The sequence below is a fragment of the Aeromonas sp. 130281 genome, assembly GCF_056642115.1.
This window is the reverse complement of record NZ_JBWVQS010000005.1, coordinates 1-14,415: the sequence shown is the minus strand read 5'-3', so window position 1 is coordinate 14,415 and position 14,415 is coordinate 1. Positions and strand designations below refer to the sequence as shown.

Here is a 14,415-nt window from a genome sequence, read left to right as displayed (position 1 = left end):
TCACCCCTCATCCAGCTTCTCCTGCAGATAGCGATAACCCCCGGCGCCGTCTGGCACGAAGCTCAGCCGGTGGCTGAGGCCGGGGGGCGCATCCTCGGGGTGGTGGGAGACGAACAGCAACTGGGTGCCTTCCCCTATGAGGCGCACCACCATCTCCCGCACCAGGTGGCGGTTCAAGGGATCCAGCCCCTGCAGGGGCTCGTCCAGAATGAGCAGCGGCGGATGCTTGACCAGGGCCCGGGCGATGAGCACCAGGCGCTGCTGGCCGAAGGAGAGGGAGTGAAAGGGCTGCGCCCCCTGCTCCTTTAGCCCCAGCAGGAGCAGCCACTGGTTGGCGAGCGCCAACTGGCGATCCCCCGGGTGGGTATAGAGGCCGATGGAGTCATAAAAGCCGGAGAGGACCACCGCCAGCACCGAGCAATTGACGCGATAGTCCAGGTGCAGGGCCGGGCTCACCAGGCCGATGTGGCGCTTGATCTCCCAGATGCTCTCGCCACTGCCCCGGCGCACTCCGAACAGGCGCAGATCATTGCTGTACCCCTGCGGATGATCCCCTGTGATGAGGGCGAGCAGGGTCGACTTGCCGGCACCGTTGGGCCCCACCAGTTGCCAGTGCTCTCCCTCCTCTATGGTCCAGTCGAGCCCGTCGATGATGACATGCTCCCCGTAGGCGACGCGCAAGGCGCGCATCTGTACCCGGGGGCCTGGGGGCAAGGGCACGTGAGCCGTCAGCGGAGGCGGTAAGCGGGGTGAGGCGATTTCGGCCCGTGCCAGCTGGGCCACTTCCCGGCTGCCGAGCACGGCGTCACGCTCCCCCGCCAGCAGCAGGCTGAGCTCCCCGAGCAGGCCGAGGTGAGTGGCAAAGGGGGGGATCTCGTCGAAGCGGTTGACGATCACCACCAACCGCTGTCCCTCCCCGACCAGTTCTGCCAGCAGCCCCATCAGCTCCTGGCGAGAGCCCTGATCCAGCCCATCGAAGGGCTCGTCCAGCACCAGCAGTTCGGGCCGCCCCAGCAGGGTACGGGCCAGCAGCAGTTTGCGCCCCTCCCCGCTCGAGAGATGGCGGTAGGGGCGATCCCACAGGGACTCGATGCCGAAGCGGGCCAGCAGCGAGCGGGCCTGGGCCTCCCCGCCCCCCTCCTCCAGCATCAGGGTCGACACCCGATAGCCTGCCTCCTCCTCTTCCCCCAGCATGTCGGTGTTGCGCCGCTGCCAGTCCAGCTCCCCCAGCCGCTGCTGCGACTCGAAGGAGAGGCACTCGGCCCTCACCCGGCCAGTCACCTCCCCTGCACGGACGGCCAGCTCGCCGCACAGGGCAGAGGCCAGCGCCGTCTTGCCGCTGCCGTTGCTGCCGACGAAGGCCCAGCACGCCTGAGGCGCCAGCTTGAGGTCGGGGATGAAGAGGGTCTGGTCGCCGTGAAGAGCCAAGCTGGCCGATTGCCACTGCAAAAGAGTCATGGATCCGTCCTGAGTGCTGTTTTGCCCTTACCTTAACAGGGATAGCGACCAGCGGCAGCCATGACAGGGGTGAGGGCGCTTCACAACAGGCCCTTCTATCAACAAAAAGATCATTAGTGCTGAATGCGAATAACTCTCAATGAAACACGTAATCTGCCCCATTGATACCCCCATATGGGCTCAAATGAGATTTCTTTGAGCCCCCTCTCAACTCCGAAATGAGAGCCTTTTGAATCGTCTTTTCTCATGTATAGATGCCCGTCGCACCTCGGACGGTGCGCCCTTAAGATGGAGTTTATCAATGAGAAAAACATCGTTAGCATTGGCAATCACGGCCCTGCTCTCGGCCCTGCCTGTGGTCTCGGCGCAGGCTGCAGAGAGTTGTGCCCCCCTCACCGGCAGAGAAGTCGACATGGATACCGGCCGCACCAGCGCACAGCGCTGCCTGCCCGGCATCAACCCCTTGCAGGACCAGCAGTGGTACCTGCTCAACAGTGGCCAACATGCCTTCAGTGCCCGTGGCGGCGTGGCGGGCAATGACCTCAATCTCTGGTGGGCCCACCGCACAGAGGTACTCGGCCAGGGGATCAATGTGGCCGTCGTGGACGACGGCCTGGCCATCGCCCACCCGGATCTCGCCGACAACGTCCGCCCAGGTTCGAAGAACGTGGTGACCGGCAGCGACGACCCGACGCCGACCGATCCGGACAGTGCCCACGGCACCTCTGTCTCCGGCATCATAGCGGCAGTCGACAACGCCATCGGCACCCGGGGCGTGGCTCCCCGTGCCCAGCTGCAAGGCTTCAACCTGCTCGACGACAATAGCCAGCAGTTGCAGCAAGACTGGCTCTATGCCCTCGGCAACAGCCAGGCCAGCCGCGACAACCGTGTCTTCAACCAGAGTTACGGCATGAGCCTGGTCGATCCCCAGGGGGCCGGCGGGCTCAACCAGGTGCAACTGGATCGCCTGTTCGAGCAGATGACCCTGAAGGCGCAAGGGGCCGCTTACATCAAGGCCGCAGGCAACGGCTTCAGTCGCATTGCCGCCGGCAACTATGTGCTCAACCGCACCGGCGGCGAGCTCAGACTGCCGTTTGAAAACAGCAACATAGATCCTTCCAACAGCAACTTCTGGAACCTGGTGGTCAGTGCCAGCAACGCGGACGGCGTGCGCTCCTCCTACTCCAGCGTCGGCAGCAACGTCTTCCTGACGGCCCCGGGCGGCGAGTACGGCACCGCCTCACCGGCCATGGTGACCACGGATCTGCCCGGGTGTGACCTGGGCTACAACCGGGTAGACGATCCCAGCACCAACCGACTGCACGGCAACCCGGCGCTGGATGCAAGCTGCGACTACAACGGCACCATGAATGGCACCTCTTCGGCCACCCCGAACACAGCTGGCGCCATGGCACTGCTGATGTCGGCCTACCCGGACTTGTCGGTACGGGATCTGCGGGATCTGCTGGCGCGCAATGCCACCCGCATCGATGCCAACCAGGCAGCGGTCACACTGAGCTACACAGCCGCCAATGGTCAGCAACGCCGGGTGACCGGGCTGGAAGGCTGGGAGCGCAACGCCGCCGGGGTCTGGTTCAACCCGACCTACGGCTTTGGCCTCATCGATGTGAACAAGGCCCTGGCGAGCGCCGCCACTCACAATCCCTTGCCGCCGCTGGTACAGCTGCCCTGGCAGAAGGTGACTGTGCAGGGCGCCCAGGGCGCCATCCCGGATCTGGGCAGCAGCCCGACCACCTCCAGCACCCGGGTCAGTCAGCCGCTGACCGTGGAAGCGGTGCAGGTGCAGGTCAGTCTGGATCACCAGCGGCTGCCCGATCTGCTGATCGAGCTGGTCTCCCCCTCCGGCACCCGCAGCGTGCTGCTCAACCCCAACAACAGCCTGGTGGGTCAATCCCTCGACCGGCAGCAGCTGGGTTATGTGCGTACCAAGGGGCTGCGCGACATGCGCATGCTCTCCCACAAGTTCTACGGGGAATCCGCCGAGGGCGAGTGGCAACTGGCGGTGACCGACGTCGCCAGCGGCACCCGTCAGGTCTCGCTGCTCAATCGCAGCACCAATGTCCGTACGACCCTGACCGAGCGCAATAACAGCCAGCCGGGTCAACTGCTCAACTGGTCCCTGCGGGTGATCGGCCATGACGCAACCTCCCTCTAATCCCACAGGAGTCACAACATGAAACACAGCTTACTCAGCCTTGCCCTGGCAAGCCTGCTGGCCTCGGTTTCCGCTCAAGCCACGGCCCAAGAGTCGGTGGTCATCGAGGGCAAGCAGTACAGCACCATAGAGGTGAACGGTCAGACCTACCTCACCCCGGACAACGGCAGCAAGAAGCGCGTCGCCCGCAGCCTGGATGGCAAGACGGCACAACCTGGCCTGCGCAGCGGTGACGTCTTGCTGCAGGGGGTCGCCAGCCCCGAGCTCACCGTCAGCGGTACCCTGCTGATCGAGGCCGACGAGCCTCAAGCCAGGGCACTGGCCACGCGCCACGGTCTGAGCTTCAAGCAGAGCAGTGGCGGCATCGCCCTGCTGGAGGCCAAGCCCGGCACCGATCTGAACGCCATCAGCGCCCGGCTCCAGCAGGAGGGAGTTAAGGTGCAGATCGAGCTGGCCGGCGCCGAACAGCAGCCCAGGTGACGCGCCCTTCGCTCTGAAGGAGTCATCTCATCGAGGGGGCCATGGGCCCCCTCGTCTTTAGCCACGACGCCGCAGCAACCTCATCCTCCAATCCCCACCCGGCAATGACACCCCCATAGAGAGTGCGAGAGACGAGGCCCAATGCACCTTGCATATACGAGTCATAGACACAGCACCCTGTTGGTAATAAAAAACGGCACCGAGAAGGTGCCGTCATGGATTATGGGGGGAGCTGCCTGTGCTGGCTCAGCTTGCCTTATTCTGCTCGGCCAGATAGAGCCAGGTGTCGACCACGGTATCCGGGTTCAGCGACACGGAGTCTATGCCCTGCTCGACCAGCCAGGCGGCGAAGTCCGGGTGATCCGACGGCCCCTGGCCGCAGATGCCGACGTACTTGCCCGCCTTGCGCGCGGCCGCGATGGCCATGGCGAGCAGCGCCTTGACCGCCTCGTTGCGCTCATCGAACAGATGGGCGATGAGGCCCGAGTCCCGATCCAGCCCCAGGGTCAACTGGGTCATGTCATTGGAGCCGATGGAGAAGCCGTCGAAGTGCTCGAGGAACTTGTCCGCCAGCAGGGCGTTGGAGGGGAGCTCGCACATCATGATGACTTTCAGCCCCCGCTCGCCACGGCGCAGGCCGTTCTCCGCCAGGATCTCCACCACCTGCTCCGCCTCGCCCACGGTACGCACGAAGGGGATCATCACCTCGACGTTGGTCAGGCCCATGACATCGCGCACCCGCTTCATCGCCTCGCACTCCAGCGCGAAGCAGGGGCGGAAGCTGTCGGCGATGTAGCGGGAGGCGCCACGGAAGCCGATCATGGGGTTCTCTTCATGAGGCTCGTAACCACGGCCCCCCACCAGGTTGGCGTATTCGTTGGACTTGAAGTCCGACATCCGCACTATGACCCGCTCCGGCCAGAAGGCGGCGGCCAGGGTGGCGATGCCTTCCGTCAGCTTGGCGACGTAGAACTCGCGGGGGCTCTCGTAGCCCGCGATCATCTTGTTGATGGTGGCTTGCAGCTCGGGACTCTGCTGGTCGAACTCCAGCAGCGCCTTGGGGTGCACCCCTATCATGCGGTTGATGATGAACTCGAGGCGCGCCAGGCCCACGCCAGCGTTCGGCAGCTGGGCGAAGTCGAAGGCCCTGTCCGGGTTGCCGACGTTCATCATCACCTTGATGGGCAGGCGTGGCATGTTGCCCACCTCGGTCACCGCCACGTCGAAGTCGAGCTCGCCGTCGTAGATGAAGCCGGTGTCCCCTTCCGCGCAGGAGACGGTGATGAGCTGACCCGCCTCGATGCGGTCGGTGGCATCGCCACAGCCGACCACGGCCGGGATGCCGAGCTCACGGGCTATGATGGCGGCGTGGCAGGTGCGGCCACCCCGGTTGGTGACGATGGCGGAGGCCCGCTTCATGATGGGCTCCCAGTCCGGATCCGTCATGTCGGTGACCAGCACGTCGCCTGGCTGCACCTCGTCCATCTGGCTGATGGTGCTGATGACCCGCGCCGGGCCAGCCCCTATCTTGTGGCCGATGGCGCGCCCCTCGATCAGCACCTTGCCGGCTTGCTTGAGGGCAAAGCGCTCCAGGGTGTTCGCCTCCTGGCGGCTGCGTACGGTTTCCGGTCGCGCCTGGACTATGTAGAGCTTGCCATCCTGACCATCCTTGGCCCACTCGATGTCCATCGGGCGGCCGTAGTGTTGCTCGATGATGAGGGCCTGCTTGGCCAGCGCCATCACTTCCTCGTCCGTGATGCAGAAGCGGTTGCGCTCGGCATCCACGGTGTCGACGATCTTCACCTGACGACCGTGACCGGCGTCCTCGGAGTAGGTCATCTTGATAAGTTTCGAACCGAGCGTCTTGCGCACCACGGCGGGGCGACCGGATTTCAGGGTCGGCTTGTGCACATAGAACTCGTCCGGGTTGACGGCCCCCTGCACCACCATCTCCCCCAGGCCCTGGGCGCCGGTGATGAAGACCACGTCGTTGAAGCCGGATTCGGTATCCAGGGTGAACATGACGCCTGAGGCGGCGAGATCCGAGCGCACCATGCGCTGCACCCCGGCGGAGAGGGCCACGCCCTTGTGATCGTACCCCTGATGTACCCGGTAGGAGATGGCGCGATCGTTGAAGAGGGAGGCAAACACATGCTTGATGGCGGTCATGACAGAGTCTATGCCGCGCACGTTGAGGAAAGTCTCCTGCTGACCGGCGAAGGAGGCATCTGGCATGTCTTCGGCGGTGGCGGAGGATCGCACCGCGAAGGAGGCCTCGAGCCCGGCGCTCAGCTTGTCGTAGGCGGCACGCACCGCCTGCTCCAGCGCGGGCTGGAAGGGGGCATCCACCACCCAGTCACGGATCTGCTGACCGGCCCGGTTGAGGGCGGCAATGTCGTCCACATCCAGGCTGTCGAGCAGGTCGTGGATCTTGCCGTTGAGGCCGCTTAACTCCAGAAACTCGTTAAACGCAAAGGCGGTGGTCGCAAAGCCGCCCGGCACGGACACGCCGGCACCTGAGAGGTTGCTGATCATCTCGCCAAGGGATGCATTCTTGCCGCCAACGCGCTCAACGTCCTGCATTCCGAGCTGTTCGTACCAGAGTACGTACTGTTGCATTTGCATGTCTCCAGGTTGGTGGGCCAGGGTGCCGAGCACCTGCTGTGCCAAATCATGTGTTTTTGTATGTGTGTGTTGCCAACGACCATGAAAACGTTTTCTACTGATTATCAAAAAAATCCCCGAGCAAGATTTGGGGATGGCCGTCTGACACAGACATTCTACAATGGCGACACAAAAAGGTAACGACTCAGGTTTGCAAGCGAGTTCACAACTTGGGAATGGCAGACCTGTTGACAAAAGAGATATGGTTTCGAGAGATACTGAATGCTCGCAACCCCCCAGGAGCACACCACAGGAGTCCGCTGTGCACACCGTATTCTATGTATCCGACGGCACCGCCATCACCGCCGAGGTGTTCGGTCACGCCGTGCTGAGCCAGTTTCCGCTGATCTTCGAACAGGTCACCATCCCCTTTGTGGAGACCCAGGAAAAGGCGCGCCAGGTGCGGGCCCGCATCGATGAGCAGTTTCGCCAGACCGGGGTGCGCCCCATACTGTTTCACACCATAGTCGACCCCCTGGTACGGGAAGAGGTGCTCAAGGCCCAGGCCAGCAGCCACGATTTTCTCAACACCTTCGTGAGCCCCCTCGAGCAGGAGCTCGGGATCAAGGCCGAGCCCAGGCTCCACCGCACCCACGGCATGGAGAACCGCAAGCTGTACGACGATCGCATCGAGGCGGTCAACTTCGCCCTCAGCAATGACGACGGCATCACCACCAAGGAGTATGACGAGGCGGACATCATCCTCATCGGGGTCTCCCGCTGCGGCAAGACGCCGACCAGCCTCTATCTGGCGCTGCAATTTGGCATCCGTGCCGCCAACTACCCCTTCATCGAGCAGGACATGGGCTCGCTGGAGCTGCCCGCCCCGCTCAAGGCCAACCGCCACAAGCTGTTCGGTCTCACCATAGCCCCCCAACGGCTGCACGAGATCCGCAACCAGCGCCGCGCCAACAGTCGCTACTCCTCTCTCGAACAGTGCGAACAGGAGCTGGCGAGCGTGGAGCGGCTGTTCCGCCAGGAGGCGATCCGCTTCCTCGACACCAGCTCCCACTCGGTGGAAGAGATCAGCGCCAAGATCCTGGAGGCAACCGGCCTGCGCCGCCAACTCTGCTAGCCGGCATGAAAATAGCCATATCAAGCACTATCAGATTGGCGAGTGGCAAGATAATGAGACAGAAAGAGTGGGAGAAATAACGCCGGCGGATCCGCCGGCGTCATGAGGTTCAGGGGCGAGGGCGAGAGCCCGGCTTGTTGAGCTCCCTATTGTTCATCAAGATGCCATGAAAACGCAGCAAGCCGTGGCGTTTGCGCACCCGCTCGCTCAACCAGCAGGCGGGGAGCAGGCCAAGTCCGGCGGCGAGCGTCAGCACCATGGCGATGTTGTTCACCAGATAATCCGCCCCCTGCCATCCCCAGACCATCAAGCAGGCCGCTGCCATGGTCAGCAACATGGGGGAGAGCCAGACTCCCAGCCAGAGCGCGGCGAGCAGCAAGCCACCGACAATACTTTCGATCATATGAGTCCTTCCTTGAAAAAAGGCTACTAGCACATCAAACCGCCGCCAGGTCAATAGAGCCGAAATCAACCGCACACAAAACCATCAATCACTTCCAAAAACCCTTTCCAGATCATGAAAAACCTGAACATTGGCCACAAAGCAAACCAATGATGAGGAAAACAGGTGCACAAGCGGTCGATTATCACTATTCTGCTCGGGTTGGTAGCCGCCATAAAAAACAGTGCGCGGCAAACCGTAACGATATTAATACGGATTTCGTCACGTTTTCGGCACAAGATGCCGCGCCTGGCACAGGAGGTGCCATGGCAGACGAGGCGCGAGACGAGTGAATTCAGCGACGTAAGGAAGGAAGAATGGATCTTCAACAAGACGGCGAAGAGCTCAAGCGCGGCCTGAAAAACCGCCACATCCAGCTCATCGCACTGGGCGGTGCCATAGGTACCGGCCTGTTCCTCGGCATTGCCGACACCATCAAGATGGCAGGCCCCTCGGTGCTGCTTGGCTACGCCATCGGCGGCTTCATCGCCTTCCTCATCATGCGCCAGCTCGGCGAGATGGTGGTGGAAGAGCCGGTAGCCGGCTCGTTCAGTCACTTTGCCTACAAGTACTGGGGTGACTTCGCCGGTTTCGCCTCCGGCTGGAACTACTGGGTACTCTATGTGCTGGTGAGCATGGCGGAGCTGACGGCAGTCGGCATCTACGTGCAGTACTGGTGGCCCGAGATCCCGACCTGGATGTCGGCAGCCTTCTTCTTCGTGCTGATCAACGCCATCAACCTCTCCAACGTCAAGGCGTTCGGCGAGATGGAGTTCTGGTTCGCCATCATCAAGGTCGTGGCCATCCTCGGCATGATTGGCTTCGGCGGTTACCTGCTGTTCTCCGGCACCGGCGGCCCCGATGCCTCCGTCAGCAACCTCTGGGCCCAGGGCGGCTTCTTCCCCAACGGGGTGGGCGGCCTGGTGATGGCCATGGCCTTCATCATGTTCTCCTTCGGCGGTCTGGAGCTGGTCGGCATCACGGCGGCGGAAGCCGACAACCCCGAGAAGAGCATCCCCAAGGCCACCAACCAGGTGATCTACCGCATCCTCATCTTCTATATCGGCGCCCTGGCCGTGCTGCTCTCCCTCTATCCCTGGGGCAAGGTGGTGGAAGGCGGCAGTCCGTTCGTGATGATCTTCCATGCTCTCGACAGCAACCTGGTGGCCAACGTGCTCAACCTGGTGGTGCTGACGGCGGCCCTCTCCGTCTATAACAGCTGCGTCTACTGCAACAGCCGCATGCTGTTCGGCCTGGCCAAACAGGGCAACGGCCCCAAGGCCCTGCTCAAGACCAACAAGAGCGGTGTGCCCCTGATGGCCATCTCCATCTCGGCGGCCGCCACCCTGCTGTGCGTGCTGATCAACTACCTGATCCCGGGCAAGGCCTTCGGCCTCTTGATGTCCCTGGTGGTCTCCGCCCTGGTCATCAACTGGGCCATGATCAGCCTGGCGCACCTCAAGTTCCGCAAGGTCAAGGCTGCCGAAGGGGTTGAAACCAAGTTCAAGGCACTCTGGAGCCCCTTTGGCAACTACCTCTGCCTCGCCTTCATGGCCGCCATCCTGGTGATCATGTACATGAACGACGGCACCCGCATCTCGGTCGAGCTGATCCCGGCCTGGGTACTGGTGCTGGGTCTGGGCTATCTGTTCAAGCAGAAGCGCCAGGGTCGAGTGGCCACCAATCTGGGCTAAGCCTCCCCGCTCCTCTTACGACAATGCCGGTCAGTGACCGGCATTTTTTTATGCGCCAGCTCCCCTGGCATGGACGAAGCCGTCCATCACTCCCCTGGCCTGCCCAGATAAGAGGCGCCCCTTGTGCACCTTCACTCAGCGCCCATGCACAGACCCTATAACGACAAACCCGAGGCAGAAGCCTCGGGTTTGGAGAGATCAGGGCCGGTTGAACGGTCCATCATTCCAGCAGGAAGACGGCTTCCACGTTGTCCGTGATGCTGATCTGCTGCTGTTGGTAGCTGTTCTCCACCATATCGGCGGCAGGCGCGGCAGCCGCCTTCATGGCACGGCTATACACAGGAATGGGGGAGCTGTTGCGATACTCGACGCTGTACACCTTGCCAAGCTTCATGCCAAAGGCCTTGGCCAGGGATTCCGCCTTGCTGGTGGCATCTGCCACAGCGCCAAGACGGGCCTGATCCTTGATGATCTGTGGTGACTTGAGGCCGTACTCAATCTGGGAGACGGACTCCAGACCCGCCTTGAGGGCGGTATCCATCAGCTGGCTCAGCTTGTCGAGCTGGTAGAGTTTGACCGCTAGCTGGCGCTGGGCACGGTAACCCACCATCTCGGGCTGCTTGTTCTGCGGATACTGGTACTCGGGGGAGATCACCAGATTGCCGGCCTCCACATCGCTGCGCTTGATGCCGAGGCTCTCCAGTTGACCAAAGAAGGCGGCAACCTTGGTATCCACCTGCTGCTTGGCCTTGAGGCCCTGTTTCTCCAGGGCGGTCACGGCGACGTTGAGCGTCAGCATGTCGGGCTCGGCCTTCTGCTCCGCGTAGCCGCTGACCACCAGATGAGGAGCCTGGGGCACCTCGATGGCAAGCAGCGGAGCACTGACAACGAGCGCAGACAGGGTAAGAAGGGGACGCCACATAGAAAAAAACCTCCATCGATTAGATGGAGGCCATTATGCACGTCGTCGATTGGGATTCATATATCGTGCAATGGGGGGATCTGCTCCAGCACCTGATTGGTCATGTCGATGTTGATGCTGATCTCTGCGCCAAGCGGATTGCCATGGCTCGCGATCACGGACGACGGAACCTCGGCTCCGAGCAGAGACTCATCCTCGAAATGGAATGAATCCCACGACAGAACGTGACCTTGCGATGGCACGCTCGGCTCGGAAGCCGTCACCACCGCCAGACTACTCCAGTCAAGCTCTTCACCATGGCTGAGCAGCCCCTGCAAGGAGCTGTCGCTCAGGCTCTGCAACGAATACTCCTGCTGCCCCCACTCATGGCCAACCAGCACCACCATGTGAGGCAAGGGCGCATCCTCTGCCGGCGTGAAGCTGATGCTGGAGGCGGCAAAGTCCACATTGAGCAACCCCGCCACATCGCCATCTTCACTCTCCAGCTCCAGACCATTGAGCTTGTCACCCGTCATCGCGGCCTGATAGCCAAAGCGGCCGGAGCAGACGATGCTGTCCTGCCCATCCCAGCTATAGCGAATGCCATCGACGTCGATCCAGTTGAATGGCCCCATATCTTCCTCACTACATCAATAGTTGCCTATCTTAACGTCCTTCCCGTGTCAGCAACAGAGGGCAGGCAAGCCCGCCCTCTGTACATGCTGTCTACGGATGTGGATCCACCTTGAGGTTACCATCATCGAGCAGTTGCTTGATGATGTCCTGGTTGGAACCAGATGAGAAGCTAGGTGCATTCTGGAAGAGCACAGTCAACTGATCCCCGCCAGCAGTACCACCATTGGTGTCTATGGTCAGCGTGTTATTGACCGTATCAAAGGTCAGATAACTGTTGAGCGTACCGGCCAAGACACTGTTGTTGGCGCTGGCAGGCACATCGACCAGCAACTGGGACAAGTCCAGCACATCACTGTTGGCATTGCTGCCACTCAACCCCAGAGTGAAGTCGGCTATCTTGTCGATGCTGCCATCGGCCTCGCCAGCCAGCCACTTGAAGGTATCGTGCCCGGCGCCACCGGTCAGGGTATCTGGACCCAGGCCACCGATCAGCGTATCGTTGCCGATGCCGCCATCCAGGATATCGGTACCCACCCCTCCCAACAGGGCATCATTGCCTGCATCGCCATACAGGGTATCGTTCCCAGCGCCCCCTTCTATGTGGTCATGACCCCCATTGCCATGAATGGTGTCATTACCGCCATAACCCAACAGCACATCATCGCCTGCCGTTCCGTTAAGGTTGTTATCAGCACCGGTGCCTTCTATCGGAGTCGGCACAGCGGCAGCTGTGGCTCCAATATTGATGGTCAGCTGGGCGGTGTCCTGATCACCATCGTTTTGCATGACCTGATAGGTGAAGACATCAGATTGGCCGACATTACTCAGGTTCGAGATCGGAGTGTAGGTATAGGCACCATCACTGTGGATCTCGAGGGAACCATAGAGCCCGGCAACCGTCTGACTGGTGGTAACAGAGGTATAACTGCTGCCATTCCAGATCTTGAGCACAGCGTTCTCGCTGCCCAGAGCATCTACCGCCCCCCAGGGATCGCTGCTGTACGGGTTGTGATTGGGGTCGGTCAGCACATTGCCCTGAGCAGCCATGATGGCAATGGCGGCGGTGGCAGCGCCTGTGATGTTGAGTCTGATATTGTCCAGTTGCAAGGTTGAATCACTGTTTCCAGAGCCATCATTGACCGAGAAATAGACCCGATAACGAGTGTTTGCATCCAGTGTTGCTGTTGTGACCGTTGTCATTGAAGCGGGGTTGCTAGACAGATTGCCACTCAAACCTGCACCGGAAAGCTGAATCCAGTTAGCACCATCATACTTGTAGAGGTTCCAAGTCACTGTATCGCTATTATTCACATTGTCTCTGTCGTACTGGAAGCTTAGCGTTGTCGCCAGTGTCGAACTCGTGACAAACTCCGGGGTCAAAAGCTGCGCTGCCCCTGCGCCATCATCATTCGAGTCGACTAGTAGCAATACACCACCGTTTACGCTGCCATCTAACGTTGAGCTGTTTAAGGTACTGACGACCCACTTGTCTCCATTACCTGCAACCGCCGTAGCGATAGTGCTTGACCCCAAATCGATCACGCTGGTACCGGTGCCAGACGTGTCATATATCCAAGGGTTATATCCTGTACCGCTCCCATTGGTCGTCGTCTGGAAATCCGCCAAGGTTGTAGGGGTCGTCACCCCAGGTACCATGATCTGATACACCAGCGCCTCATTGCTGTTGTCATAGACGGTGACCTCACTGGAATCCGTGGTGATCATATTCAACACCCCTGTCTTCACATCCCCATCGGCATCGCTGATGGTGTAGTGGAAGGTTTCGGTGTAGTCATTGGCCACATCCAGCGACAGGCTGTAGCTGTAAGCCCCGGTTAACAAATTGACCGAGAGAGTGCCCCCCCCATGAGTCGGAATAGTCAGCACATGGGTAGTAGCGTTATAGCCGGAATAAGCCATGGTGTAGATAACGTCCGGTGTCGCCGGGTTACCATCCGCATCGTGGGAAATACTGGTAATGGGCAAGGCGGCAGGACCGTCCGCACCAAAGGCCACACCAGCATCGATCAGCAGGTTGCCCGTGGTTGGCACCTGCACAGTCCCCGAGAGGGTGCTGGCCAACTGACTCAGGTCCGTCACTATGATGGCAGGCTGATCTGTTCCCGTAGCGCCGTTGTAGGAGATAGGCTCCAATGCTGGCGCCGTCGCCCCGCCCCCCATCCCCAAGGCATAGGCCTGGACATCATTGTTGGTAAGGAAATTCTGCCAAGCAGTCTGTTCAGCCGCATTGATACCGTTGTTTCCCGTCCCGACCACACCGGGCCAGCTGGTGCTTTCGGTAGGTTCGCCATCGGAGAGGAAATAGAGCACACTCTGTCCGCCGATGATCTTACCTGCCGAATCATATGCCGCCATCGCCTTGATCAAAGCATCGTCATAATCAGTGCCGCCGTTACCCAAGGTATCGGTAATGTCATCGATAACATCCAGTGCCTGAGCTGCAGTCAACCAGATATCCCCCGAGCCGAGGAAGTTGGTGGTCGCCGTGCTGGCAAACCCAACCAGACGCACCATCACATTGCCCAGATCGTCATAATCGTTGATCAACTGCAGGATGGAGGCCCTGGCAACGGCCATCCGGGTAGCAAATCCAGGTGCCTCTGCATCGAAGTCCATACTGCCCGAGGTATCCAATATGATCATCAGATTGGTACCAGGGTTAGAAAACTCTTCTACCCGGGTATTCAGCTCTACCGGTTGAACCGGCACATCATCCACGATGCGCACGATGAGCTGGTCGCTGCCACTGGTGCCACTCACCCCGTTCACCGTGATGGTCACGCTGTCATCAAATTCCGTCAGCGTGGCACCCGACTTGCTGTCGTTGTCGATGGTCGCGCTCAGGGTGTAGCTGTAGTTCACCGTCCC

The 14,415-nt window shown here is 60.8% G+C and carries 10 protein-coding genes; 4 read left to right on the top strand and 6 right to left on the bottom strand.

Translation table 11 applies throughout. From position 1 onward, the window contains the following. Nucleotides 1–1,458, bottom strand: a complete 1,458-nt coding sequence (modF, locus tag AC1IN8_RS13985) for a molybdate ABC transporter ATP-binding protein ModF (protein WP_479759237.1) — start codon at nucleotides 1,456–1,458, stop codon at nucleotides 1–3. Nucleotides 1,459–1,759: 301 nt separating this feature from the next. Here modF and asp point away from each other — a divergent pair, with 301 nt between their 5' ends. Together asp and AC1IN8_RS13975 are read left to right on the top strand one after the other, a co-directional pair. Continuing rightward, nucleotides 1,760–3,634, top strand: coding sequence for a serine protease Asp (asp, locus tag AC1IN8_RS13980; protein ID WP_479759235.1), 1,875 nt, complete (start codon nucleotides 1,760–1,762; stop codon nucleotides 3,632–3,634). 18 nt (nucleotides 3,635–3,652) lie between these two features. Further along, nucleotides 3,653–4,114 carry a serine protease chaperone gene (locus AC1IN8_RS13975; protein WP_479759233.1) on the top strand — a complete coding sequence of 154 codons (462 nt, stop codon included), beginning with the start codon at nucleotides 3,653–3,655 and terminating at the stop codon, nucleotides 4,112–4,114. 246 nt (nucleotides 4,115–4,360) lie between these two features. Here AC1IN8_RS13975 and ppsA read toward each other — a convergent pair whose 3' ends face one another. Further along, the gene (ppsA, locus tag AC1IN8_RS13970; RefSeq protein ID WP_479759232.1) at nucleotides 4,361–6,733 is read right to left on the bottom strand and encodes a phosphoenolpyruvate synthase; all 2,373 of its coding nucleotides are present in this window, start codon (nucleotides 6,731–6,733) and stop codon (nucleotides 4,361–4,363) included. 307 nt (nucleotides 6,734–7,040) lie between these two features. Between ppsA and ppsR the strand changes: the two genes are divergently transcribed. After that, complete coding sequence (gene ppsR / locus AC1IN8_RS13965) at nucleotides 7,041–7,853, top strand: posphoenolpyruvate synthetase regulatory kinase/phosphorylase PpsR (RefSeq protein WP_139439492.1); 813 nt, start codon at nucleotides 7,041–7,043, stop codon at nucleotides 7,851–7,853. Between the two features lie 109 nt (nucleotides 7,854–7,962). Here the strand turns inward: ppsR and AC1IN8_RS13960 are convergent, their stop codons facing one another. Beyond that, nucleotides 7,963–8,253 (bottom strand): hypothetical protein, encoded by a 291-nt coding sequence (locus AC1IN8_RS13960; RefSeq protein WP_406569422.1) that lies wholly within the window; start codon nucleotides 8,251–8,253, stop codon nucleotides 7,963–7,965. Between the two features lie 359 nt (nucleotides 8,254–8,612). Between AC1IN8_RS13960 and AC1IN8_RS13955 the strand changes: the two genes are divergently transcribed. After that, nucleotides 8,613–9,989: an amino acid permease gene (locus AC1IN8_RS13955; protein WP_139439490.1), complete on the top strand. Its 1,377-nt coding sequence runs from the start codon at nucleotides 8,613–8,615 to the stop codon at nucleotides 9,987–9,989. A gap of 220 nt (nucleotides 9,990–10,209) precedes the next feature. Here the strand turns inward: AC1IN8_RS13955 and AC1IN8_RS13950 are convergent, their stop codons facing one another. The 3 genes from AC1IN8_RS13950 to AC1IN8_RS13940 all read right to left on the bottom strand — a co-directional run. Next, entirely contained in the window at nucleotides 10,210–10,911 is a 702-nt protein-coding gene (locus tag AC1IN8_RS13950) for an SIMPL domain-containing protein (protein ID WP_139439489.1), read from the bottom strand. Nucleotides 10,912–10,967: 56 nt separating this feature from the next. After that, nucleotides 10,968–11,525, bottom strand: coding sequence for a hypothetical protein (locus AC1IN8_RS13945; RefSeq protein ID WP_479759230.1), 558 nt, complete (start codon nucleotides 11,523–11,525; stop codon nucleotides 10,968–10,970). 91 nt (nucleotides 11,526–11,616) lie between these two features. Further along, nucleotides 11,617–14,415, bottom strand: a 2,799-nt coding sequence (locus AC1IN8_RS13940) for a VWA domain-containing protein (protein ID WP_479759228.1), incomplete at its 5' end; no start/stop codon positions are given.

What these genes read in the sequence shown, in the direction of transcription:
- AC1IN8_RS13955 (WP_139439490.1), top strand. Translation starts at nt 8,613, where the DNA reads ATGGATCTTCAACAAGACGGCGAAGAGCTCAAGCGCGGCCTGAAAAAC.
- AC1IN8_RS13975 (WP_479759233.1), top strand. Translation starts at nt 3,653, where the DNA reads ATGAAACACAGCTTACTCAGCCTTGCCCTGGCAAGCCTGCTGGCCTCG.
- AC1IN8_RS13945 (WP_479759230.1), bottom strand. Translation starts at nt 11,525, where the DNA reads ATGGGGCCATTCAACTGGATCGACGTCGATGGCATTCGCTATAGCTGG.
- asp (WP_479759235.1), top strand. Translation starts at nt 1,760, where the DNA reads ATGAGAAAAACATCGTTAGCATTGGCAATCACGGCCCTGCTCTCGGCC.
- AC1IN8_RS13950 (WP_139439489.1), bottom strand. Translation starts at nt 10,911, where the DNA reads ATGTGGCGTCCCCTTCTTACCCTGTCTGCGCTCGTTGTCAGTGCTCCG.
- ppsA (WP_479759232.1), bottom strand. Translation starts at nt 6,733, where the DNA reads ATGCAACAGTACGTACTCTGGTACGAACAGCTCGGAATGCAGGACGTT.
- modF (WP_479759237.1), bottom strand. Translation starts at nt 1,458, where the DNA reads ATGACTCTTTTGCAGTGGCAATCGGCCAGCTTGGCTCTTCACGGCGAC.